Here is a 21156-nt window from a genome sequence, read left to right as displayed (position 1 = left end):
TGACTGGCATATCGCCCCATCCGCGCGTTTTAACTTTTTCCTTAATAAGCAATAGCGCTAAGACTCCATATCCGGACTGCTAAATAACGGCTAAAAGTCATATTCTATCTCTCCCTGATACATTGCTATTACTGGGTTAAATTAATTCATTGAAATTATTTTAAAAGCCCAATCATTATATAAAATGGAGTTTTAGATGAAAATTTCTGGCAAGTTATTGTCCGCGGCTTTGGCTTCCGTACTGGTGTTCTCTCTTGCTGGCTGTGGCGATAAAGAAGAATCAAAGACCTTTAACGCAAACCTGGCGGGGACAGAAATTTCAATTACTTACACCTATAAAGGTGACAAAATCATTAAGCAGACGTCTGAAAGTAAAATCAGCTATGCCACTGTAGGCGCTAAAACGAAAGAAGATGCCGCCAAAATTCTCGATCCGCTGAGCGCGAAATATAAAAATATCGCCGGAGTGGAAGAAAAATTAACCTATGAAGATACCTATGCCCAGGAAAACGTCTCTGTGGATATGGAAAAAGTGGACTTTAAAGCGTTACAGCAAATCTCAGGGACGATGGTGTCCGGCGATACCAGCAAAGGTATCAGCATGAAACAAACCCAGACGCTGCTGGAAGCTGCTGGTTTTAAAGAAGCGAAATAACTGGCAGGCATAATGTATTGCATCGACTGGTAAAGTCGCTCAGGGCGCTGCTTCGGCAGCGTCTTTTCTTTATGAATTCCGAAAAAAGACAGCCTCGCTGTAAGTCCCCTCGCCAAAGCCTATAATCCCTGAATTCCTGGCCACACCAATACTTAACGACAAGGAATTGTTATGCGGGTTCTACGCCTTATGGCACTGCCACTATTCGCGCTCTCTCTATCGGTTAGCATAACTGGCTGCGATCAGAAAAACGATACTCCCCAGGAAAAGCAAAATAACATGACAGCGTTTATCAAGAAGATAGCCGCTAACAAAGAGTCAAAGGAAACACAACGCTATGTAGGTAATCTCAACGGTATTGAAATCAAGTTAACCTATTACTACAAAGGGGATATCGTTTTACGTCAAATATCTGAACATAAAATACTTTATAAAACCCTGAAAGCCAATAATAAAGAAGAAGCACAAAAAATGCTGAGTCAAGTCGGCAAAGCTTATCAGGGTATGCCGGGTTTGACTGAACGAATCGACTATTATGATAGCTATGCTACGGAATATGTGGATATTGATTTTACCCAGGCAAAAATAAGCGACCTCTGTAAATTGCCAGGATCATCAATTGACAACTGTTCCGCGTACTATCTGTCAATGATTCGCTCGCAGAAACTGTTGGAAGAGAGCGGGTATCATAGAATCAATTAGTATAATAATGCGTTTTCCCGGTCAGACAGGACGCTGCCGGGAACAATACCGCAGAATTACTTCGCCGCGTGTTCACGGGCCGCCAGACCGCGCAGAAAATAACGCATAAACTGATCGCCGCATTCGCGGAAGTTCTTATGGTCCGGCGCGCGCATCATCGCGGTGATCTCTGGCATTGAGACACGAAACAACTGACCGGTAAGTATCGCCAGGATATCATCTGTTTTTAGCGAAAAGGCAATACGCAGCTTTTTCAGCACAATATTGTTGTTGATACGACGTTCCGCCGTCAATGCAGGCGCCGCCTCATCTTTGCCGCGTTTTTCATAAATGAGGCCATTGAGAAATGAGGACAACACGATATCCGGGCAACTCTGAACCCCCTCTTCCTCTTCTTTGCGCAACCAGATTGCTATCTGCTCCGGCGTAGCATTAACGTTACCCAGCGCCAGGATACGCGCCAGATCGGTATTATTAGCTTTTAAAATGTAGCGCACGCTACGCAGAATATCGTTACTCAGCATGAGGCCTTCGGTCGTTTCTATGGCAAAACGATATTCTAACAGTCTTTTACAGGCCAATCGCCTCTTTTAAACTTTTCAGATAGCGACGGCTTACCGGCACCGTCAGGCCGTTGCGTAAAATCAGCTCTGCCTGCCCATTATCCTCCAGCCGAATTTCCTGCAAATGGGCCATATTCACCAGAAACTGACGATGACAACGCAGTAGCGGCGTCCGGCTTTCCAGCGTGCGCAGCGTCAGCTCGGTAAACCCCTCTTTACCTTCACTGCTGGTCACATAAACGCCGCTCATACGGCTACTGACAAAGGCGACATCATCCATTTGCAACAAATAGATCCGGCTGTGTCCGGTACAGGGAATGAATTTAAGCGCCTGCTGGTTTTCCGGCAACAACGAAACATCCTGTTTACTGCGCTCCTGACGCAGACGATGTAACGTTTTCTCCAGCCGTTTCTCCTCTATCGGCTTGAGCAGATAATCAAAAGCGTGTTCTTCAAAGGCTTTGATGGCGTATTCGTCAAACGCGGTTAAAAAAACGATATACGGGCGGTGTTCCGGGTCAAGCATTCCTACCATCTCCAGTCCACTGATACGCGGCATCTGAATATCCAGAAACAGCACATCAGGTCGCAGCTTATGTACCGCGCCAATCGCTTCTACCGCGTTCGCGCACTCTCCCACAATCTCAATGTCATCCTGCCCCTGGAGCAAAATCCGCAGATTTTCCCGCGCTAACGGCTCATCATCCACAATCAGCACTTTAATCATGCGTCCTCCTCCAGTGGAAGTCGTAATGTAATTCGGGTAAAACAGTCCGGCTCGCAGGCCACGCTAATACCATAATCATCGCCAAAGTGTTCGCGCAGACGTTTATCAACCAGACTCATCCCCAGCCCGCTACTGCCGGCGGAAGGCTGATACAGTCCCGCATTATCTTCAATATCTAACATCAAATGCTGCCCTTCGCGCCGGGCGCGAATAGCGACGTTGCCGGTATCAAGCAGTTGCGACGTGCCATGTTTAATGGCGTTCTCAACAATCGGCTGTAATGTAAACGCAGGCAATTTCTGACGTGAAAGCGTCGATGGAACATCAAGCTGTACCTGCAGACGCGACTGAAAACGCGCTTTTTCAATTTGCAGATAAGCGTTCACGTGTTCAATCTCATCCGCCAGCGTGACGATTTCCGACGGGCGTTTTAAATTTTTGCGAAAAAAGGTCGACAAGTACTGCACCAGTTGGCTGGCCTGTTCGCTGTCGCGACGAATCACCGCTTTAATGGTATTGAGCGCGTTAAACAGAAAATGCGGATTCACCTGCGCGTGCAACAGCTTGATCTCTGACTGCGTCAGCAACGCCTTCTGCCGTTCATACTGCCCGGCCAGGATCTGCGCGGATAAAAGCTGCGCAATCCCCTCTCCCAGGGTGCGATTAATTGAGCTGAACAGTCGGTTTTTCGCTTCGTACAGTTTAATGGTGCCCATGACTCGCTGATTTTCGCCACGCAGCGGGATCACCAGCGTCGAACCGAGTTTACACTGCGGGTGGAGCGAACAACGATACGGCACTTCGTTGCCATCGGCATAAACCACCTCTCCGGTTTCAATTGCTTTCAGCGTATAACCTGATGAAATGGGTTTGCCCGGTAGATGGTGATCGTCGCCAATACCAGTAAAAGCCAGCAGTTTTTCACGATCGGTGATGGCGACGGCGCCGATATCCAGCTCCTGATATAACACCTGCGCCACCTTCATACTGTTCACTTCGTTAAATCCCTGGCGCAGAATCCCCTCCGTTGACGCGGCGACCTTCAGCGCGGTAGCAGAAAATGCCGAGGTATATTTTTCGAACATGGCGCGCTTATCGAGCAAAATACGCATAAACAGCGCGGCGCCAACGGTATTCGTCACCATCATCGGCGCGGCAATATTACTGACCAGATGCAGGGCATCGTCAAACGGCCTGGCTATCAGTAAAATGATCAGCATCTGCACCAGTTCGGCAACACACGTAATTGCTCCCGCCGTCAGCGGGCTAAACACTTTGTCCGGGCGTCCGCGACGTATGAGAACGCTGTGTACCAACCCGCCCAGCAGCCCTTCGACGATGGTGGAAATCATACAGCTCAGCGCCGTCATGCCGCCCATAGAATACCGATGTAACCCACCGGTCAGACCGACCAGCCCGCCGACGACCGGCCCGCCGAGTAGGCCACCCATCACCGCGCCAATCGCGCGGGTATTGGCAATCGAATCTTCGATATGCAGCCCAAAATAAGTGCCCATAATGCAGAAGATAGAAAACGTGACGTAACACAGAAGCTTGTGCGGCAGACGAACCGTGACCTGCATAAGCGGGATGAACAGGCGCGTTTTACTCATTAGCCACGCAATGACCAGAAACACGCACATCTGCTGAAGCAGCAGCAACACCAGATTAAACTCGTACATACCCGCAAACCACACTTCAATTAAAAGCGCGTAACATACATTGAGTACGATTAACTTTCTTTGAACTGTTGCATAAAAATATGAATTCGTGAATACGATCACTTAAACGCCGCGCCGCAACCCGCTACTTCGCGTTTTAATGCATAAAAAACAGGCAAAACTTCCTGGTTCCTAAAAGAGCGTCTAAAGTTAAACCGGGACCTCGCGAGCAAGGGTGAAACGATGGCGCTTTACACAATTGGTGAAGTGGCTTTGCTTTGTGATATCAATCCTGTCACGTTGCGCGCGTGGCAGAGACGTTATGGACTTTTAAAACCACAGCGAACGGATGGCGGTCATCGTCTGTTTAACGATGCCGATATCGACAGAATCCGCGAAATCAAGCGCTGGATAGATAACGGCGTCCAGGTCAGCAAAGTCAAAGTGCTGCTCAGTAGCGACAGTAGCGAACAACCTAACGGCTGGCGCGAACAACAGGAGATCCTGCTGCACTACCTGCAAAGCAGTAATCTGCACAGTTTACGGTTATGGGTCAAAGAACGCGGTCAGGATTATCCAGCCCAAACATTGACCACTAACCTGTTCGTCCCGCTGCGACGACGGTTACAGTGCCAACAACCCGCCCTTCAGGCGCTGCTCGGCATTCTTGACGGTATCCTAATCAACTATATTGCGCTCTGCCTGGCGTCTGCGCGTAAGAAACAGGGAAAAGATGCGTTGGTGATCGGCTGGAATATCCATGATACCACCCGCCTGTGGCTGGAAGGTTGGGTCGCCAGCCAACAGGGATGGCGAATCGACGTGTTGGCGCATTCGCTTAGCCAGTTCCGCCCGGAACTGTTTGACGGCAAGACGTTACTGGTATGGTGCGGAGAAAACCAGACGCTGGCGCAGCAGCAGCAACTCCTGGCATGGCGCGCCCAGGGACGCGACATTCATCCCCTTGGCGTTTAAACAGCAGCTAACAAATTCGCTTTAATGTATACTCCTTTTATTAACATAAGGAGTACATAATGCGCATAGCGAAAATCGGGGTGATCGCCCTTTTCCTGCTGATGGCTATTGGCGGTATCGGCGGCGTGATGCTGGCAGGTTACAGTTTTATTTTGCGTGCCGGGTAAGCGCGCGCGTCAGCCTTTCAAACAGGCGATCGATAATGATCGCCGCCAGCGCCACCAGCAGCGCCCCCTGGATAACATAGGCCGTATTAAAGCCGCTAAGCCCGATAATGATCGGCGTGCCTAACGTACTGGCCCCCACCGTTGAAGCGATGGTCGCCGTACCAATATTGATAATCACCGAGGTTCGGATGCCCGCCAGAATCACCGGCGCGGCCAGCGGCAGCTCAACCTGATACAACTGTTGGCGACGGCTCATTCCCATACCGCTGGCAACGCTCATCACGCTGGCAGGCACCGCGCCCAGCCCGGCCAGGGTCGCCTGCAGGATGGGCAACACCCCATACAGGATCAAGGCGATAATGGCCGGTTGCTGACCAAAACCCATGACGGGTACCGCGATCGCCAGTACCGCGACCGGCGGAAAGGTCTGCCCGACGGCGGCGATAGTCTCCACCAGGGGACGAAACTCTTTCCCACTTTCTCGCGTGACCGCAATCCCTGCGCCGACGCCCACCACGACGGCAAACAAACTTGAGATGCCCACCAACCAGAAATGGGCGAGCGCGAGGGCGGCAAAACTCTCCTGTTGGTAGACCGGGCGCGGTAAATCGGGAAACAGCGCGGCGAAGAACGGCTGGCTATAAGGCAATCCAAACAGCAGAAGCAAGAACAGAACAATAAGCCAGAGAAGCGGATCACACAGTCGTTTCACGAGGGGACGTCTCCGAAAGCAGATCGCGGAAATGGAGCGTACCGCAGGGCTCACCTTGCTGATTCGCCACCGGCAGGACGTCGCACCGACGGGCGACAAACATCGATAGTGCATCGCGTAGCGTCATCTCTTCCACCAGCGCGTCGCCGCTGAGCTGTTCATGCCGGCGTACATAATCGCCTACGCTACGTAACGAAAGCAGCCTTACGCCCAGCTCGCTGCGGCCAAAAAACGCCTGCACGAAATCATTTTCCGGCGAGGTCAGCATAGAAAGCGGCGATCCCTGTTGGATAACGTGGCCCCCGTCCATCAGCACCAGATGGTCGGCGAGGCGTAGCGCCTCGTCGATGTCGTGCGTCACCAGTACGATGGTGCGCCCCAGCAGCTGATGAATGCGGGTCATCTCCTGCTGCAATGCGCCGCGCGTTACCGGATCAAGCGCGCCGAAAGGCTCGTCCATCAGCAATACCTGCGGATCGGCAGCCAGCGCCCGCGCAACGCCGACCCGCTGCTGTTGCCCGCCGGAAAGCTGATGCGGATAACGATCGCGCAGCGCGCTTTCCAGACCCAATAATGCCATCAGTTCATCAATACGATCGTTAATCCGCGCACGCGACCACTTTTGTAGTTGCGGTACGGTGGCGATATTTTGCGCCACCGTCCAGTGGGGAAAAAGACCGATAGACTGAATGGCATAGCCCATGCGACGGCGCAGTTCAAGCACCGGCAGGCTGCGGATCTCTTCCCCGGCAAAACGGATCGTTCCGCTATCATGCTCTACCAGCCGGTTAATCATCTTCAGAGTGGTCGATTTTCCCGAGCCGGAGGTGCCAATTAACACCGAAAAGCTGCCTTCGCTAAAGTGCAAATTGAGGTCGCTAACAGCCTGTTGATCGCCGAAGGTTTTACTAACATGGTTAAATTCAATCATCGGTTGCTCCCTTCAAAAACGCGATCCATAAATCAAACAGCGCGTCGATCACTACCGCCAGCGCAATCACCGGAATGACGCCCAACAGGACTAAATCAATGGCGCTGCTCAATAGCCCCTGAAACACCAGCGCGCCGAAACCTCCCGCGCCAATCAGCGCGGCGACGACGGCCATTCCCACTGTCTGGACCATTACTACCCGCAGGCTACGTAAAAAGACCGGCAGCGCCAGCGGCAGTTGCACATGCCTGAAGCGCTGGCCGCTACTCATTCCCATTGCTCTTGCGCTCTCCAGCACATCGCGCGGCACCTGATTGAGCCCGGCGACCACGCCGCGCACCAGCGGCAATAACGCATAGAGCACCAGCGCTATCAGCGCAGGCGTCATGCCGGTTCCCGCGACGCCGAATTCGGCAAGCCACGGAAACTGTTTCACCAGCCCGGCCAACGGCGCGATCAGCAGGCCAAACAGCGCGACGGAAGGAATAGTCTGGATCACATTCAGTACGGTAAACACCGGCCCCTGGCGTGAGGCGGAAAAATAACACCAGACGCCCAACGGTAGTCCGATCGCCAGCGCCGGCAGCACCGTGCCCGCCAGTAACATTAAATGTTGCACCAGCGCGGCATCGAAAACATCCTGGCGGTTGGTATACTCTTTCAGAAGCGAGAGGTTGTCGAACGTGCCTGAAAACAGCAGCGCCAGCGGGACAATGACAATTTGCGCGTGCAGCAACCAGCGCCACAGCGGCCCAACGGTAATACGGCGGATCGCATCGCTACAGGCCAGCAGCATCAGACCGAGGCCCAGCCACAATCCACTTCCCAGACTGGTACGCGCCAGCGGGCTGCCCTCCTGCGCCAACTGGGTCGCCGCCCTGCCGACTCCCCACAGCATGACAATAAAAAGCGTCTGCGCCATCATCAGCGTCAGTACGCTACCGCGTTTACCGGGTACAAAGCACAACGTAAACAGCGCGCATCCCGCGCCAGTCAGCATCCAGATGGTCGCCGGCCAGATCTCCCATAACTGGCGCCCCTCGCCGCTCACCAGACGATTCGGGGCGTAATTAATGAAAGGTAGCGCGACAGCAAGCAGGGTCAGAACAACCAACAGCAACAGCACACGATTAACCGTAATTTTTTTGGCAGCATCACTCACAGATTACTTCACCCACCCTTTTTGTCGGAGGTAATCTGCGGCGACTTTTTTCGCATCCAGCCCTTCTACGGCGATTCTGGCGTTCAACTGTTGCAGCGTTTTCTCATCAAGGCTGGCGAAAACGGGCTGCAGCCAGTCGGCTATCTGCGGATAGGCCTGTAACACCGATTCACGCACTACCGGCGCGGGGGCATAGATAGGCTGGACGCCTTTCGGGTCGCTCAGGGTTTGCAGACCCAGCGCGGCGACCGGGCCGTCGGTGCCATACGCCATCGCGGCGTTAACGCCGGATGTTTGTTGCGCGGCGGCTTTGATCGTGACCGCCGTATCGCCGCCCGCCAGCGACAAGAGCTGGTTCTGATTCAAGGTAAAATCATAGGCTTTTTCAAATGCCGGCAGCGCATCCGCCCGTTCGATAAATTCCGCAGACGCCGCCAGTTTAAAAGTGCCGCCCTCTTTCAGATAACGGCTGAGATCGGCAAGCGAGGAGAGTTTATTTTTTTCAGCGATGTCCTGGCGTACCGCGATGGTCCAGGTGTTATTTGCCGGCGCAGGCGTCAACCAGACCAGCTTATTCTGCTCCGCATCCAGTTTTTTGACTTTCTCAAAGCCTTGCTTTGCATTTTTCCATGCCGGATCGTTTTCATCTTTAAAAAAGAACGCCCCGTTACCGGTGTATTCCGGATAGATATCCAGCTCTCCGGCGGTAATCGCGCCACGAACGACTGGCGTCGTCCCGAGCTGAATTTTATTGACCGTTTTAACGCCGTGGCTTTCCAGTACCTGCAAAATCATGTTGCCGAGCAGTGCGCCTTCGGTATCAATCTTTGACCCGACCGTCACGGGCGATGCCGCCTGTAGAGGTAAACTCACCGTCGCCAGCAACGCCAGCGAACTTACCCATAGCTTTGAGATCGTCATGATGCTTTCCTCATCCTTTTACGGCCTTTTTCAGAGACTTGAGAAAAAAGCATAGTTGAAAAGTCTGCGTTTAACCTGGGATTTTCCGGCAGTTTAAGTGACGTGGCAGGCAATAAAAGGGGGGACAGGAAAAGTCATTGCCAGACAGGGCGCTGCTATCGCGCCCTGTTGACGGCAGGCTTACAGTAGCTCGAACGATCCTTGTTTAACGCGAGCGGAATCCACGCCGATAAAGACGTTGAACTTGCCGGGTTCCGCGTCATATTTCATCTGCTGATTCCAGAACTTCAACGCCTCGATATCAATCGGGAAACTCACGGTTTTACTTTCGCCGGGCTTGAGGGTGAGTTTTTCAAAGCCTTTTAATTGCTTCACCGGGCGGCTCATTGACGCCGTGACATCCTGTAAGTACATCTGGATGACCGTAGCCCCTTCGCGTTTACCGGTGTTCGTGACCTCTACGCTGGCCGTGACTTTGCCGTCGCGTTGCATTGTCGGTGAGGAGAGCGTGACGTCAGACACCGTAAATGTGGTGTAGCTCAGACCGTAACCAAACGGATAGAGCGGGCCATTCGCTTCGTCAAAATAACGTGAGGTGTATTTGTTTGGCTTTTCAGGATTATACGGGCGTCCCGTATTGAGATGGCTGTAATAGACCGGAATTTGTCCCACCGAACGCGGGAAGGAGATCGGCAGTTTGCCTGACGGGTTGTAATCGCCAAACAGCACATCGGCAATGGCGTTGCCGCCTTCCGTCCCGGCAAACCAGGTCTCCAGAATCGCATCGGCCTGTTGATCTTCTTTTACCAGCGCCAGCGGTCTGCCGTTCATTAATACCAGTACCAGCGGCTTACCGGTGGCTTTCAGAGCGGTGATTAAGTCGCGCTGACTCTGTGGAATAGTGATATCGGTACGGCTGGAGGCTTCATGCGCCATCCCCTGCGACTCGCCTACCACTGCGACCACTACATCGGCCTGTTTCGCCGCCTGCACCGCCTCATCAATCATCGCCTGCGGTGAGCGCGGATCGATTTTCACTGCCTCTTCATACAGGTTTAAGAAATCGACGATGCCTTTATCATTAGTGATATTCGCCCCTTTGGCATAGAGGATCTTCGCCCCGTCGCCGACGGCATTTTGAATACCCGCCAGCACCGTCACTGACTGATTCGCGACCCCAGCAGCAGACCAGCTTCCCATTACATCACGTTGACTGTCGGCCAGCGGCCCAACAACGGCAATGGTGCCCGATTTTTTCAGCGGCAGCGTTTCCAGCCGGTTTTTCAGCAGTACCACACTTTCCCGCGCCACTTCCCGTGCCTCTTTACGATGCAGGCGGCTTTCGGCATTGGTGTCCACCGGGTCGCTCTCTTTCGGTCCCAGATGGCTATAGGGGTCGTTAAACAATCCCATGTCATATTTTACGTTGAGCACATGGCGCGTCGCGTCGTCCAGTTCCGCCATCGTCACTTTGCCCGACTTAATCAGACCCGGCAGATATTTGCTGTAATACTCATCCGCCATGCTCATATCCACCCCTGCCTTTAGCGCCACGCGCACCGCATCTTCCGGGTCGGCCGCGGTACCGTGTTTAATCAGTTCTTTAATAGCGCCGTGGTCGGAAACGGTAATTCCCTTAAAGCCCCACTCATCGCGCAGGACATCTTTCAATAACCAGGAATCTGACGTCGCAGGCGTGCCGTTCAGCGAATTCAGCGCTACCATCACCGCGCCGCTCCCCGCATCCAGCCCCGCTTTGTACGGCGGCATGTAATCATTAAACAGACGCTGGGAACTCATATCCACGGTGTTGTATTCTTTACCGCCTTCAACGGCGCCATAGGCGGCAAAATGTTTCACGCTGGTCATCACCGAGTAGCGATCCGCCGGACTTTTGCCCTGCATCGCTTTCACCATGGTTTCGCCCATGATGGAGGTTAAATATGTATCTTCGCCAAAGCCTTCGGAGGCGCGTCCCCAACGCGGATCGCGGGAGACATCCACCATCGGCGCCCAGGTCATATTCAGACCGTCGTCCGCCGCTTCATACGCCGATACGCGTCCTACGGTTCTTACCGCATCCAGATTAAAAGAAGAAGCCAGACCGAGGCTTATCGGGAAGACGGTTCGCTGGCCGTGTACCACGTCATAAGCAAAAAAGAGAGGAATTTTCAGGCGGCTCAACGCCATCACCTGATCCTGCATTTGACGGATATCCTGGCGGGTGACGGTATTGAAAATCGCCCCTACCTGCCCGTCTTTGATCATCTCGCGAATCGCTTCTTTCGGGTTATCAGGGCCGACGCTAATCAGACGTAACTGACCAATTTTTTCATCGACAGTCATTTTCTTGAGTAAATCCGTGACGAACGCGTCGCGCGCTTCGGGCGTCAGCGGGTGATTGCCAAACAGGTTTTCCGCCAATGCTGGCTGCATCGCCAGACTTACAGCAACACCTACTGAACATAACCATTTCATGTTGAGTCTCTCTTTATCTTTATCCCGACGAGGCGGTAAAAACAGAATAAAAACCGCAGTTTGCCATAAGCCTAAACGCGAGAGGAGAAGAAAGCGAAGGTTATTCTCCTAATTTTCCGCACAGTCGAATACACAACCGCCAGCAAATGGTATCAAGGCGGCAAATGAATACCACCAACACAGAAACAATTTGAATGAGAAAGCGTATTGTCATACAAAGCGCTATGCTTAACGCTGATATTTTGTCCCACCACAAGGAGTGGAGAATGTCTTCCATAACAATGACTGATAATAAAACGTTCCTGAATGAGCTGGCCCGCCTGGTAGGCCATTCTCACCTGCTGACAGACCCCGCCAAAACCGCCCGCTATCGCAAGGGTTTCCGTTCCGGTCAGGGCGACGCGCTGGCCGTTGTTTTCCCGGGTTCATTACTGGAACTGTGGCGTGTGCTCAACGCCTGCGTTAACGCTGACAAAATTATTCTGATGCAGGCCGCCAACACCGGTCTGACGGAAGGCTCCACGCCGAACGGCAACGACTACGATCGCGATATTGTGATTATCAGCACCCAGCGGCTGGATAAGCTGCACTTACTGGATAACGGCCAACAGGTTCTGGCCTGGCCCGGTACGACGCTCTATGCGCTGGAAAAAGCGCTTAAACCGCTGGGCCGTGAACCGCACTCGGTGATTGGTTCGTCGTGTATCGGCGCGTCGGTCATCGGCGGCATCTGTAATAACTCCGGCGGCTCGCTGGTGCAGCGCGGCCCGGCCTATACCGAGATGTCGCTCTTTGCCCGTATTGACGAGCAAGGCAAACTGCAACTGGTCAATCATCTGGGTATCGATCTTGGGCATACGCCGGAGCAGATCCTGAGCAAGCTGGATGACGAACGGATTAAAGATGAGGATGTGCGCCACGATGGTCGTCATGCGCACGATCACGACTACGTGACGCGGGTACGAGATATCAACGCCGATACGCCCGCCCGCTATAACGCCGACCCGGACCGTTTGTTTGAATCTTCCGGCTGCGCCGGAAAACTGGCGGTTTTTGCCGTTCGCCTTGATACCTTTGCAGCGGAAAAAAATCAGCAGGTTTTTTATATCGGCACCAATCAGCCCGCGGTACTGACTGAAATCCGTCGGCATATTCTGGCGAACTTCGACAATCTGCCAGTGGCGGGAGAATATATGCATCGCGATATCTACGATATTGCGGAGCAGTACGGTAAAGATACCTTTCTGATGATCGATAAACTCGGCACCGACAAGATGCCATTCTTTTTCACGCTAAAAGGCCGAACCGATGCGATGCTGGAAAAAGTAAAATTTTTCCGACCGCATTTCACCGACCGCGCGATGCAGAAATTCGGCCACCTGTTTCCCAGCCATCTGCCACCGCGAATGAAAAACTGGCGCGATAAATATGAGCATCATCTGCTGTTAAAAATGGCGGGAGACGGCGTCGCAGAAGCGCAACGCTGGCTGAATGAATTTTTTAAATCCGCTGAGGGCGGTTTCTTTACCTGTACGCCGGAAGAAGGCAGCAAAGCCTTCCTGCACCGCTTCGCCGCTGCTGGCGCAGCGATTCGTTACCAGGCCGTACACGCTGATGAAGTGGAAGATATCCTGGCGCTGGATATCGCTCTGCGCCGCAACGATACCGACTGGTTCGAGCATCTGCCGCCGGAAATCGACAGCCAACTGGTACATAAACTCTATTACGGTCACTTTATGTGCCACGTTTTTCATCAGGACTATATCGTGAAGAAAGGCGTCGACGTCCACGCGCTGAAAGCGCAAATGCTGGAGCTGTTGCAGGCGCGCGGGGCACAATACCCGGCGGAGCACAACGTTGGACATCTGTATAAAGCGCCGGAAACGCTGACGCGTTTTTATCGGCAAAATGACCCAACCAACAGTATGAACCCCGGTATCGGCAAAACGAGTAAGCGGAAATTCTGGCAGGAAAATACGCCCGACGAAACGCATTAACACCGAGTGGTTTACCGTGAATGCCCGGCGGCGCGATGCCTGCCGGGCCTGCGGCGACTTAATCGTTCTGTGCGGTTTGCGCTCCGGCGCTGGCGCTGGCTGCCGCCATTTGCGCGGCTTTTTGCTTTTTATAGCTCAGCGCGGCAGCCGGAACGGGCATGACTTTACCGGTTTCAATCCATGTACGCAGGCGACTGGCGTCCGCAAAGTGGGTATATTTGCCGAACGCGTCCATGACCACCAGCGCGACCGGTTTGTTATTGATCACGGTACGCATCACCAGGCAATGCCCCGCCGCATTGGTAAAGCCGGTTTTCGTTAACTGGATATTCCAGTTATCACGATAGACCAAATGGTTGGTATTGCGAAACGGCAGCGTATACGCAGGATGCGAGAATGTCGCCATATCTTCGCGCGTGGTGCTTAGCTGGCCAATCAGCGGGTATTGCTTCGTGGCAATCAGCAATTTTGTTAAATCCCGCGCGGTCGAGACGTTATGAATCGACAGCCCCGTCGGCTCAACGAAGCGGGTATGCGTCATGCCCAGCGCTTTCGCCTTCGCATTCATTGCTTTAATAAACGCGTTATAACCGCCAGGATAATAGTGCGCCAGGCTTGCCGCCGCACGGTTTTCGGATGACATCAACGCCAGCAGCAACATATTTTTGCGGCTAATTTCGCTGTTCAGGCGCACGCGGGAGTAAACCCCTTTCATTTCCGGCGTCTGGCTGATATCGACCTTCAGTATTTCATCCAGCGGCAATCGCGCGTCGAGCACGACCATCGCTGTCATTAATTTGGTTATCGAGGCAATCGGACGCACCAGATCCGGGTGGTTCGAATAGATCACTTTATTGGTGTTGAGATCAACAATCATTGCGCTACCGGAGGCAATCTCAGGTTGAGACGCCGCGGTTGTCGCTGCCGTTTTCGCCACAGCCTGCGGGGCAAAAGGAACGGCCAACATCAGAGCAAGGCTCAGGAATGAAGCTCGGAATTTCAGCATGATGAGATTTCTGATAATGATTCACGCGCGTCGTAACGCACACCGCCTGAGCTAAGATTATACTCAAGCTAGCAGTGGCATCATAGCGGCACGCCAGCGTTGCCGCTACAGAAGAATCGTCAGCAAATGCTGCATTGCTGGCTTTTGCGCCAGCCCTTTTTCGCATCAGAACAGGCGGTAGCCGTATCCCCACAGGATCACGGTGATCGCCAGTAGCACCTCCAGGACCAGTACGCCGATAGCGAGCGTCGAACTGGAGAAGCTTAATCCTTCCTCTCTATTAATGTTAAGGAAAGTCGGAATACCCAAATACAACAAATAGCCGGTGTAAAAAAGCGCGACAGCGCCGACCAAAGCGCATAGCCATACCAGGGGATAGAGCGCCACCAGACCACTTAAAAACAGCGGCGTCGCGACATAGCCGGCAAAAACCATACAGCGCGCAAGCGATGGCCGTTGCGGATAGTTTCGCGCCATCCACCAGATGACGCGTCCCATCACCGCGACGCCCGCCAGCATCACGCCGTAGAACAAGACCGCCAGCGCAAAAGCGGTAAACAGCGAGAGTTGTAACACGTTGCCGTCGCCAAAATTCCAGCCGATTTGCGTCGTGCCGATAAAGGCGCAGACGACGGGAATCGCCGCCATCAGCAAAACATGGTGCGTATAGTGATGCGAAACGGTTTCGTTTTCGCTTTTGATCACCTGCATTTCCCGATCGGGATGGGAAAAAAGCCCCCATACATGGTTCATACTGCCCCCTTCTGCTGCCTCAGATGCCAGTATGTTCAAGTATAATTCAGTTTCTGGTTATTTTATGAGCAATGGCAAAATAGTCTCCGGCAAAACGTCGGCTTTGCCGCGCACGCCTCTTGCCAGGGTGTATGCTTAATGCCGGAGGTGGTTTACGCATGGATATCAACACGCTTATTACGCATTATGGCTATGCGGCGCTGGTTATCGGCAGTATGGCCGAAGGTGAAACCGTTACCCTGTTGGGGGGCGTCGCGGCGCATCAGGGATTACTCAAGTTTCCGCTGGTGGCGGCGGCCGTCGCGCTGGGAGGGATGATGGGCGATCAGCTACTTTACCTGTTAGGACGATGCTATGGCGGGAAGATCCTGCGTCGTTTCCCGCGTTATCATACGAAGATTCGTCGCGCGCAGAAAATGATCCAACGCCATCCGTATCTGTTTGTGATCGGCACGCGTTTTATGTATGGCTTCCGGGTGGTTGGCCCGCTGCTGATTGGCGCCAGCCGCCTGCCGCCTAAAATTTTTCTGCCGCTGAATATTGTAGGCGCGCTGATCTGGGCGCTGCTGTTTACCACGCTGGGATATCTTGGCGGCGAGGTGATCGCGCCATGGCTGCACGACCTCGATCAGCATCTCAGGCACGGAGTCTGGCTGATTCTGGCCATCGTCCTGGTGGTGGGCGTGCGCTGGTGGCTGAAAAGACGCGGCAAAGCGGAGGCCCGTTAAACCCGATGGTATCCGGATGGCATAACGCCGCCATCCGGCCCCGGCGTTTATTTTGCGTTGAATTGCGGATTCGCCAGCATAAACCCGCCGTCGACAATCAGCGACTGACCGGTGGTATAGCTTGCGCCTTCCGAACACAGCCAGGCGACGAGGCTGGCTATTTCATGCGTAGAACCCGGTCGGGCGATAGGGATCGAGGGTTCCGATCCCGGCTCAATGTCGCTGTCATCCATATCATTCATCGGCGTGGCGATAGCGCCTGGCGCGACGGCGTTGACCAAAATATGATGCTCAATCAGTTCCAGCGCCATGGATTTAGTCAATCCCCCCAACGCATGTTTCGCCGCGGTATAGGCGCTGGCTTGCGGAAGCGGCGTATGCTCATGGACGGAGGTGATGTTGATAATGCGCCCTCCCTCTCCTTGTTTAATCATATGCCGGGCGGCGATCTGCGCGCAGAGAAACGCGCCATCGACGTCCACGGTAAAAATTTGCCGCCACTGCGTAAACGGCATATCAATAAACGCGGATTTGGTCATCGCCCCGGCATTATTGACCAGCACGTCAACGCGCCCCAGGCGCTGAATAAGATGTTCAATGGCCTGCGCGCCCTCGGGTAACTGGCTCAGGTCAAGATGAATGGTCTCTGCCCGCACACCAAACTGCGCCGCTTTTTTTGCCGTCTCCTGCGCGCCGCGTTCATCGGAATGCCAGGTGATACCAATATCAAAACCGTTTTGTGCTAATAACAACGCACACGCTTTGCCAATTCCCGAATCTGATGCCGTTACAATTGCGACTTTGGTCATATTCCTCTCCGGATGAATCATACACAGCCTATGTATAGGAACCCTGTCTGAATCATCCGGAAAAATCAGGAATGATAACCGCCGCCCAGCGCGCTGGTAAGCTGAATAGAGGCATCCAGCCACTGGCCCTGCAACAGCAAGCCGTTACACTGCTCGCGCAGTGCCGGGATTTTGGCCTCGCTCACGCGGGAACCCGCAATAATACCGGCATTAAAGCGCGCTTGCGCCAGACCGACCACACGCTGCGCGTCATGCTCAATCTGCTGCTGATGCTGATTTTTCTGCGCCAGCGTCTCTACCTGACTGGCGGCGCGCGCCACATCATTAACCGCATCTACCACCGCTTTGTTGTAGTTGGCGATAGAAAGGTTGCTTTGCGCTTTGGCGATATCGAGGTTGGCATTCAGCCTGCCGCTGTCGAAAATCGGCAGCGTCAGCCCGCCGGTAATGCCATATTGCTGTGCGGAATGGCGGAACAGATCGCTCAGATGTAACGCATCCTGCTGTAAAAAAGCCATCAGATTGATATCGGGATAAAACGCGGCCTTCGCGGCGTCAATGCTGCTCAACGAGGATTCAATGTACCAGTGCGCGGCCTGTAGATCCGCCCGGCGCGCCAGCAACGAATAGCCCAGTTGCGACGGTAACTGGCTTTCAACGGCGGGGAGACTCACCTGACGCAGCTTGAGCGCCGCCGATTGCGTATTGGTTAACGCGCTGAGCCGCGCTTCAATAACCTTCATTTTACCGTTAACGTCATTCAACTGCTGCTGGGTTTTGCTGGCGTCGATATCGGTCTCGACCCCTTCAACAGAAGAAGTAATGCCGTGTTGATACAGCTCCCGGTTTACCGTCACCACGTTTTGCTGCTCATGCTCGATTTGCATCAGCACATTTTTCAGCGCCGCCTGCGTCTGCCACTCCCAGTAGAGTCGCGCCACGCCGCTTGCCAGCAATTGTCGGGTCTGCTCCTGCTCCGCTTCGCGCGCTTTGACCGCCCCGATCCGCGCAGTAACTTCAGCGCGGTTTTTCCCCCATAAATCCAGATCCCAGCCCGCCGTCAGGCCGAATGTACCGTTGGTATACCACGGCCCGGTCGTTCCCGCCGCAGGGTCGGTAATCGCGAATGGCCCCATCAGCCCTTCCGCGGACATTCGCTGGCGCTCAATGTCGGCAGAAAAGTCGAGCTGCGGGCCGTCCTGCGCCTCAACCGCTTTCGCCTGCGCTTCCGCCAGTTGAATACGCTGTTCAGCCACCTGCATATCCGGCGAATGCTGTATGGCATTATCAATCAGCGCGTCAAGCTGCGCATCGTGATACGCCTTCCACCACTGGCTATCCGGCCAACCGTTTTTCAATGCCGCCGGCAGGCTGGAATCAACATGAGAAGAGGGCGTCTGCTGGGTCAGCGACTGGCGGGTATCGTGCATAGGGGCGCAGCCCGCCAGCAAAATAAAAAGCGGTAAGCTCGCTGTCGCGGCAAGGAAAGAATTACGATTCATGGAGGTGTTCTGATAAAAAAAGGTGCGCAGAGAGTACGTCTTACGGCGATCTATTTTTTAGTTACGCGTGGCAATACATCATCAGACAACAAAAGACATATTTTGAAATTTATATGATTAGCAAATAATTTCATCTGATACATTTTTTGATGTAATGATTCAATGTAAAGCCCCATTAACCCGTTAATAAATGAACGATTTTGCTGCAATACGCGCCAGCAGCCTTCATGAGTTAAACGTCGCCGCGCCCAACAAAGCAGCAGATGGCTTAATACTTTCCTATACTTTGTTTGTATTTACCAATAAAGGGACAAACAATGAAAATTCTTCTATGGGCAATCTTAATTATTTTTCTGATTGGGTTGTTGGTGGTAACGGGCGTGTTTAAGATGATTTTCTGATTCCTGCGCCGGGCAGCGATAATGTCTGCCCGGCACACGTTCTGGACGCTGTAGAGATTAGGTTTTAATAGCCTGAATCGCCCGCGCAATCTCGGATGAACGGTTTAACGCCCGAATCGACTGAAAGAGTTCCGTCGCCTCAATATATTCCTTACGTAAATATCCCAACCACTGTTTAATACGCGCGACATGATATAAACCGGTATCGCCCTGCTTTTCCAGTCGGGTATATTTTTGTAATAACGTCACCACTTCCGGCCACGGCATACGCGGCTCGTTATACTTCACCACCCGGCTCAGGTTAGGAATATTTAACGCCCCACGGCCGATCATCACCGCATCGCAGCCGCTGGTCGCCATACATGCCTGCGCGCTCTGCCAGTCCCAGATTTCGCCATTAGCGATAACCGGAATAGTCAGACGCTGGCGTATTTCGCCGATCGCCTGCCAGTCGATATGCTCGGCGCGGTAGCCCTGCGCTTTGGTACGACCATGCACCACCAGTTCACTGGCGCCAGCCTGCTGCACCGCATCGGCGATTTCAAATTTTCTATCGCCGCTATCCCAGCCGAGACGCACTTTTACCGTCACCGGCAGATGCGACGGTACCGCGGCCCGCATCGCTTTCGCGCCCTGATAGATGAGTTCGGGATCTTTGAGCAATGTCGCGCCGCCGCCGCTGCCGTTCACCACTTTTGACGGACAGCCGCAGTTCAGGTCCACGCCATACGATCCCAACGCCGTCGCCCGCGCGGCGTTTTCCGCCAGCCACTGCGGATGCTGGCCCAGAAGCTGAATACGCACCGGCGTACCGGACGGCGTGCGGCTGGCGTGATGCAACTCCGGGCAGATGCGATGAAACACTTTTACCGGCAGCAGCTGATCCACCACGCGCACAAATTCGGTGATGCAGAGATCGTAATCATTCACTTCGGTCAGCAGCTCGCGCACTAACGCGTCGAGCACGCCTTCCATCGGCGCCAGTAAAACACGCATATCGGTATCCACAGCAAAAAAAGAGGCGCTATCATAACGCCTCTCTGCGATGAGCAAAACTTTTTGCCGGGTGGCGGCGCAAACGCTACGCTACGTCACGTAAGGCGCTCAACGCGGCTCAAGACAGTTATCTTCTTTCCAGCCGTACAGCCATTCGATACCGCGATAAAACGCCTCCTGCGATTTCCCTTTCCACAACAGATTACGCACCTGACGCTCCACCCCGGCGGCGTGATAGAGACGCCCCATCTCGCGGGTAGACCAGACGATACGCGCCGTGCGGGGAATACGCACCGACTCATACAGCGCAAATGCCTGCTGCGCGTCGCCGTCGCAGCGTTCCAGCGCTTTGCCTAGCGTGACGGCGTCTTCCAGCGCCATACAGGCGCCCTGGGCCATATATTGCGCCACCGGATGCGCGGCGTCGCCCACCAGAGTGATACGCTCGGTTCCCCATTTCGCGACCGGCTCGCGATCGGCGGTCGACCAGCGGCGCCAGGAGGTCGGCTTATCCAGCATCTGGCGCGGGCGGGGATGAATGCCGGCAAAATAAGAGAGCACCTCTTCTTTACTGCCGTCTTTCACGCCCCACTCTTCTTGCTGGCGGCTGTGGAATGTCACCACCAGATTGTACTGTTGACCTCCGCGTAGCGGATAATGGACCAGGTGACAATGCGGGCCTGCCCACAGCACCGGCGCATTAATACGTAAATCGTCCGGCATATCGTCGCAATCAATCACCGCCCGATAGACTACATGCCCCGTTACGCGCGGCGCGTCGCCGAGTAAACTTTGCCGCACGACCGATTTAACGCCGTCGCAGCCCACGAGAATATCCGCCGTCCAGCTATTTCCCTGCTCATCAAACACCGTAACGTCATCCGGCGTCTGGCGGATATCGACAATATGGGTCGAGGTACGATACTCCACGCCAGGGTGCGTCAGCACCGCTTCCCATACCGTTGCATGAATATCTACCCGGTGAATTACCGCATACGGCCCGCCAAAATGGTCGCGGAACGCCTGTCCGGTTTCAATGCGTACCACTTCTTCGGCATTCACGGCATCCATCATGGTAATGTGATCGGTAAACACCGCACGCTGGCGGGCAACATCGCCCACACCGAGACTATCCAGCGCCGAAAAAGCGTTCGGCCCAAGCTGAATACCCGCGCCAATCTCGCCAATTTCGTGCGCTTTTTCCAGCAGCATGACTTTTATTCCCTGGCGCGCCAGCGACAGCGCGGTCGCCGCGCCGCCGATTCCGCCACCTACAATAATTGCGCTTGTCACGTGAGTCATGGTCATTC

Annotated in this window: 21 protein-coding genes; 7 read left to right on the top strand and 14 right to left on the bottom strand. The window is 53.8% G+C overall.

Annotation, left to right across the window (positions count from 1 at the left end):
- The first annotated feature begins 196 nt into the window (after positions 1-196).
- Positions 197-655: a YehR family lipoprotein gene (locus ACH0VJ_RS17720; RefSeq protein ID WP_000703137.1), complete on the top strand. Its 459-nt coding sequence runs from the start codon at positions 197-199 to the stop codon at positions 653-655.
- Positions 656-826: 171 nt separating this feature from the next.
- Complete coding sequence (locus tag ACH0VJ_RS17715) at positions 827-1357, top strand: YehR family lipoprotein (protein ID WP_001265356.1); 531 nt, start codon at positions 827-829, stop codon at positions 1355-1357.
- 56 nt (positions 1358-1413) lie between these two features.
- On the opposite strand, the gene ACH0VJ_RS17710 is transcribed toward ACH0VJ_RS17715, so the two are convergent.
- The 3 genes from ACH0VJ_RS17710 to ACH0VJ_RS17700 are packed head-to-tail and all read right to left on the bottom strand — an operon-like array spanning position 1414 to position 4329.
- A complete protein-coding gene (locus tag ACH0VJ_RS17710; protein ID WP_086048299.1) occupies positions 1414-1881 on the bottom strand; it encodes a DUF1456 family protein in 468 nt (155 codons plus the stop codon).
- 46 nt (positions 1882-1927) lie between these two features.
- On the bottom strand, positions 1928-2647 hold the full coding sequence (btsR, locus tag ACH0VJ_RS17705; protein ID WP_000598637.1) for a two-component system response regulator BtsR: 720 nt from the start codon (positions 2645-2647) through the stop codon (positions 1928-1930).
- A complete protein-coding gene (locus ACH0VJ_RS17700) occupies positions 2644-4329 on the bottom strand; it encodes a sensor histidine kinase (RefSeq protein WP_000272850.1) in 1686 nt (561 codons plus the stop codon). The genes btsR and ACH0VJ_RS17700 overlap by 4 nt, the downstream gene beginning before the upstream one ends.
- A 222-nt stretch (positions 4330-4551) precedes the next feature.
- On the opposite strand from ACH0VJ_RS17700, the gene mlrA reads away from it, so the two are divergent.
- Entirely contained in the window at positions 4552-5283 is a 732-nt protein-coding gene (mlrA, locus tag ACH0VJ_RS17695) for an HTH-type transcriptional regulator MlrA (RefSeq protein WP_001240418.1), read from the top strand.
- A gap of 59 nt (positions 5284-5342) precedes the next feature.
- The gene (locus tag ACH0VJ_RS17690) at positions 5343-5450 is read left to right on the top strand and encodes a protein YohO (RefSeq protein ID WP_001216964.1); all 108 of its coding nucleotides are present in this window, start codon (positions 5343-5345) and stop codon (positions 5448-5450) included.
- On the opposite strand, the gene ACH0VJ_RS17685 is transcribed toward ACH0VJ_RS17690, so the two are convergent.
- From ACH0VJ_RS17685 to bglX, 5 genes are all read right to left on the bottom strand, one after another.
- On the bottom strand, positions 5431-6162 hold the full coding sequence (locus ACH0VJ_RS17685) for an ABC transporter permease (RefSeq protein ID WP_000824854.1): 732 nt from the start codon (positions 6160-6162) through the stop codon (positions 5431-5433). The two genes, ACH0VJ_RS17690 and ACH0VJ_RS17685, sit on opposite strands and share 20 nt — an antisense overlap.
- On the bottom strand, positions 6146-7093 hold the full coding sequence (locus ACH0VJ_RS17680; protein ID WP_000569166.1) for an ABC transporter ATP-binding protein: 948 nt from the start codon (positions 7091-7093) through the stop codon (positions 6146-6148). The genes ACH0VJ_RS17685 and ACH0VJ_RS17680 overlap by 17 nt, the downstream gene beginning before the upstream one ends.
- Positions 7086-8255: an ABC transporter permease gene (locus ACH0VJ_RS17675; RefSeq protein WP_001278120.1), complete on the bottom strand. Its 1170-nt coding sequence runs from the start codon at positions 8253-8255 to the stop codon at positions 7086-7088. The genes ACH0VJ_RS17680 and ACH0VJ_RS17675 overlap by 8 nt, the downstream gene beginning before the upstream one ends.
- A gap of 3 nt (positions 8256-8258) precedes the next feature.
- Positions 8259-9176, bottom strand: coding sequence for an ABC transporter substrate-binding protein (locus ACH0VJ_RS17670; protein ID WP_000155876.1), 918 nt, complete (start codon positions 9174-9176; stop codon positions 8259-8261).
- Between the two features lie 180 nt (positions 9177-9356).
- Positions 9357-11654: a beta-glucosidase BglX gene (bglX, locus tag ACH0VJ_RS17665; protein WP_000871559.1), complete on the bottom strand. Its 2298-nt coding sequence runs from the start codon at positions 11652-11654 to the stop codon at positions 9357-9359.
- Between the two features lie 266 nt (positions 11655-11920).
- Between bglX and dld the strand changes: the two genes are divergently transcribed.
- Positions 11921-13651: a D-lactate dehydrogenase gene (gene dld, locus ACH0VJ_RS17660; protein ID WP_000095234.1), complete on the top strand. Its 1731-nt coding sequence runs from the start codon at positions 11921-11923 to the stop codon at positions 13649-13651.
- 58 nt (positions 13652-13709) lie between these two features.
- Here dld and pbpG read toward each other — a convergent pair whose 3' ends face one another.
- Together pbpG and ACH0VJ_RS17650 are read right to left on the bottom strand one after the other, a co-directional pair.
- Complete coding sequence (pbpG, locus tag ACH0VJ_RS17655; protein ID WP_000911555.1) at positions 13710-14657, bottom strand: D-alanyl-D-alanine endopeptidase; 948 nt, start codon at positions 14655-14657, stop codon at positions 13710-13712.
- Between the two features lie 165 nt (positions 14658-14822).
- Positions 14823-15410 (bottom strand): Yip1 family protein, encoded by a 588-nt coding sequence (locus tag ACH0VJ_RS17650; RefSeq protein ID WP_001017057.1) that lies wholly within the window; start codon positions 15408-15410, stop codon positions 14823-14825.
- A 158-nt stretch (positions 15411-15568) separates the two neighbouring features.
- On the opposite strand from ACH0VJ_RS17650, the gene ACH0VJ_RS17645 reads away from it, so the two are divergent.
- Positions 15569-16138: a DedA family protein gene (locus ACH0VJ_RS17645; protein ID WP_001523476.1), complete on the top strand. Its 570-nt coding sequence runs from the start codon at positions 15569-15571 to the stop codon at positions 16136-16138.
- A 47-nt stretch (positions 16139-16185) separates the two neighbouring features.
- Here ACH0VJ_RS17645 and ACH0VJ_RS17640 read toward each other — a convergent pair whose 3' ends face one another.
- Together ACH0VJ_RS17640 and mdtQ are read right to left on the bottom strand one after the other, a co-directional pair.
- On the bottom strand, positions 16186-16947 hold the full coding sequence (locus tag ACH0VJ_RS17640) for an SDR family oxidoreductase (protein WP_000169608.1): 762 nt from the start codon (positions 16945-16947) through the stop codon (positions 16186-16188).
- A gap of 65 nt (positions 16948-17012) precedes the next feature.
- On the bottom strand, positions 17013-18449 hold the full coding sequence (mdtQ, locus tag ACH0VJ_RS17635; protein ID WP_001081457.1) for a multidrug resistance outer membrane protein MdtQ: 1437 nt from the start codon (positions 18447-18449) through the stop codon (positions 17013-17015).
- A 317-nt stretch (positions 18450-18766) separates the two neighbouring features.
- Between mdtQ and yohP the strand changes: the two genes are divergently transcribed.
- A complete protein-coding gene (gene yohP, locus ACH0VJ_RS17630; RefSeq protein WP_000698460.1) occupies positions 18767-18850 on the top strand; it encodes a small membrane protein YohP in 84 nt (27 codons plus the stop codon).
- A 57-nt stretch (positions 18851-18907) separates the two neighbouring features.
- On the opposite strand, the gene dusC is transcribed toward yohP, so the two are convergent.
- Both dusC and ACH0VJ_RS17620 read right to left on the bottom strand, forming a co-directional pair.
- Positions 18908-19846 (bottom strand): tRNA dihydrouridine(16) synthase DusC, encoded by a 939-nt coding sequence (gene dusC, locus ACH0VJ_RS17625; RefSeq protein WP_001264840.1) that lies wholly within the window; start codon positions 19844-19846, stop codon positions 18908-18910.
- 108 nt (positions 19847-19954) lie between these two features.
- Positions 19955-21148, bottom strand: coding sequence for a 3-hydroxybenzoate 6-monooxygenase (locus ACH0VJ_RS17620; protein WP_000150113.1), 1194 nt, complete (start codon positions 21146-21148; stop codon positions 19955-19957).
- Positions 21149-21156: the final 8 nt, after the last annotated feature.

The organism is Salmonella sp. 2020_1459 (assembly GCF_043847915.1).
GTDB lineage: Bacteria > Pseudomonadota > Gammaproteobacteria > Enterobacterales > Enterobacteriaceae > Salmonella > Salmonella enterica.
The sequence above is the reverse complement of the archived record's forward strand: the minus strand, read 5'-3'. Positions and strand labels throughout refer to the sequence as shown.

What these genes read in the sequence shown, in the direction of transcription:
- ACH0VJ_RS17720 (WP_000703137.1), top strand. Translation starts at nt 197, where the DNA reads ATGAAAATTTCTGGCAAGTTATTGTCCGCGGCTTTGGCTTCCGTACTG.
- ACH0VJ_RS17715 (WP_001265356.1), top strand. Translation starts at nt 827, where the DNA reads ATGCGGGTTCTACGCCTTATGGCACTGCCACTATTCGCGCTCTCTCTA.
- ACH0VJ_RS17710 (WP_086048299.1), bottom strand. Translation starts at nt 1,881, where the DNA reads ATGCTGAGTAACGATATTCTGCGTAGCGTGCGCTACATTTTAAAAGCT.
- btsR (WP_000598637.1), bottom strand. Translation starts at nt 2,647, where the DNA reads ATGATTAAAGTGCTGATTGTGGATGATGAGCCGTTAGCGCGGGAAAAT.
- ACH0VJ_RS17700 (WP_000272850.1), bottom strand. Translation starts at nt 4,329, where the DNA reads ATGTACGAGTTTAATCTGGTGTTGCTGCTGCTTCAGCAGATGTGCGTG.
- mlrA (WP_001240418.1), top strand. Translation starts at nt 4,552, where the DNA reads ATGGCGCTTTACACAATTGGTGAAGTGGCTTTGCTTTGTGATATCAAT.
- ACH0VJ_RS17690 (WP_001216964.1), top strand. Translation starts at nt 5,343, where the DNA reads ATGCGCATAGCGAAAATCGGGGTGATCGCCCTTTTCCTGCTGATGGCT.
- ACH0VJ_RS17680 (WP_000569166.1), bottom strand. Translation starts at nt 7,093, where the DNA reads ATGATTGAATTTAACCATGTTAGTAAAACCTTCGGCGATCAACAGGCT.
- ACH0VJ_RS17670 (WP_000155876.1), bottom strand. Translation starts at nt 9,176, where the DNA reads ATGACGATCTCAAAGCTATGGGTAAGTTCGCTGGCGTTGCTGGCGACG.
- bglX (WP_000871559.1), bottom strand. Translation starts at nt 11,654, where the DNA reads ATGAAATGGTTATGTTCAGTAGGTGTTGCTGTAAGTCTGGCGATGCAG.
- dld (WP_000095234.1), top strand. Translation starts at nt 11,921, where the DNA reads ATGTCTTCCATAACAATGACTGATAATAAAACGTTCCTGAATGAGCTG.
- pbpG (WP_000911555.1), bottom strand. Translation starts at nt 14,657, where the DNA reads ATGCTGAAATTCCGAGCTTCATTCCTGAGCCTTGCTCTGATGTTGGCC.
- ACH0VJ_RS17650 (WP_001017057.1), bottom strand. Translation starts at nt 15,410, where the DNA reads ATGAACCATGTATGGGGGCTTTTTTCCCATCCCGATCGGGAAATGCAG.
- ACH0VJ_RS17645 (WP_001523476.1), top strand. Translation starts at nt 15,569, where the DNA reads ATGGATATCAACACGCTTATTACGCATTATGGCTATGCGGCGCTGGTT.
- ACH0VJ_RS17640 (WP_000169608.1), bottom strand. Translation starts at nt 16,947, where the DNA reads ATGACCAAAGTCGCAATTGTAACGGCATCAGATTCGGGAATTGGCAAA.
- mdtQ (WP_001081457.1), bottom strand. Translation starts at nt 18,449, where the DNA reads ATGAATCGTAATTCTTTCCTTGCCGCGACAGCGAGCTTACCGCTTTTT.
- yohP (WP_000698460.1), top strand. Translation starts at nt 18,767, where the DNA reads ATGAAAATTCTTCTATGGGCAATCTTAATTATTTTTCTGATTGGGTTG.
- dusC (WP_001264840.1), bottom strand. Translation starts at nt 19,846, where the DNA reads ATGCGTGTTTTACTGGCGCCGATGGAAGGCGTGCTCGACGCGTTAGTG.
- ACH0VJ_RS17620 (WP_000150113.1), bottom strand. Translation starts at nt 21,148, where the DNA reads ATGACTCACGTGACAAGCGCAATTATTGTAGGTGGCGGAATCGGCGGC.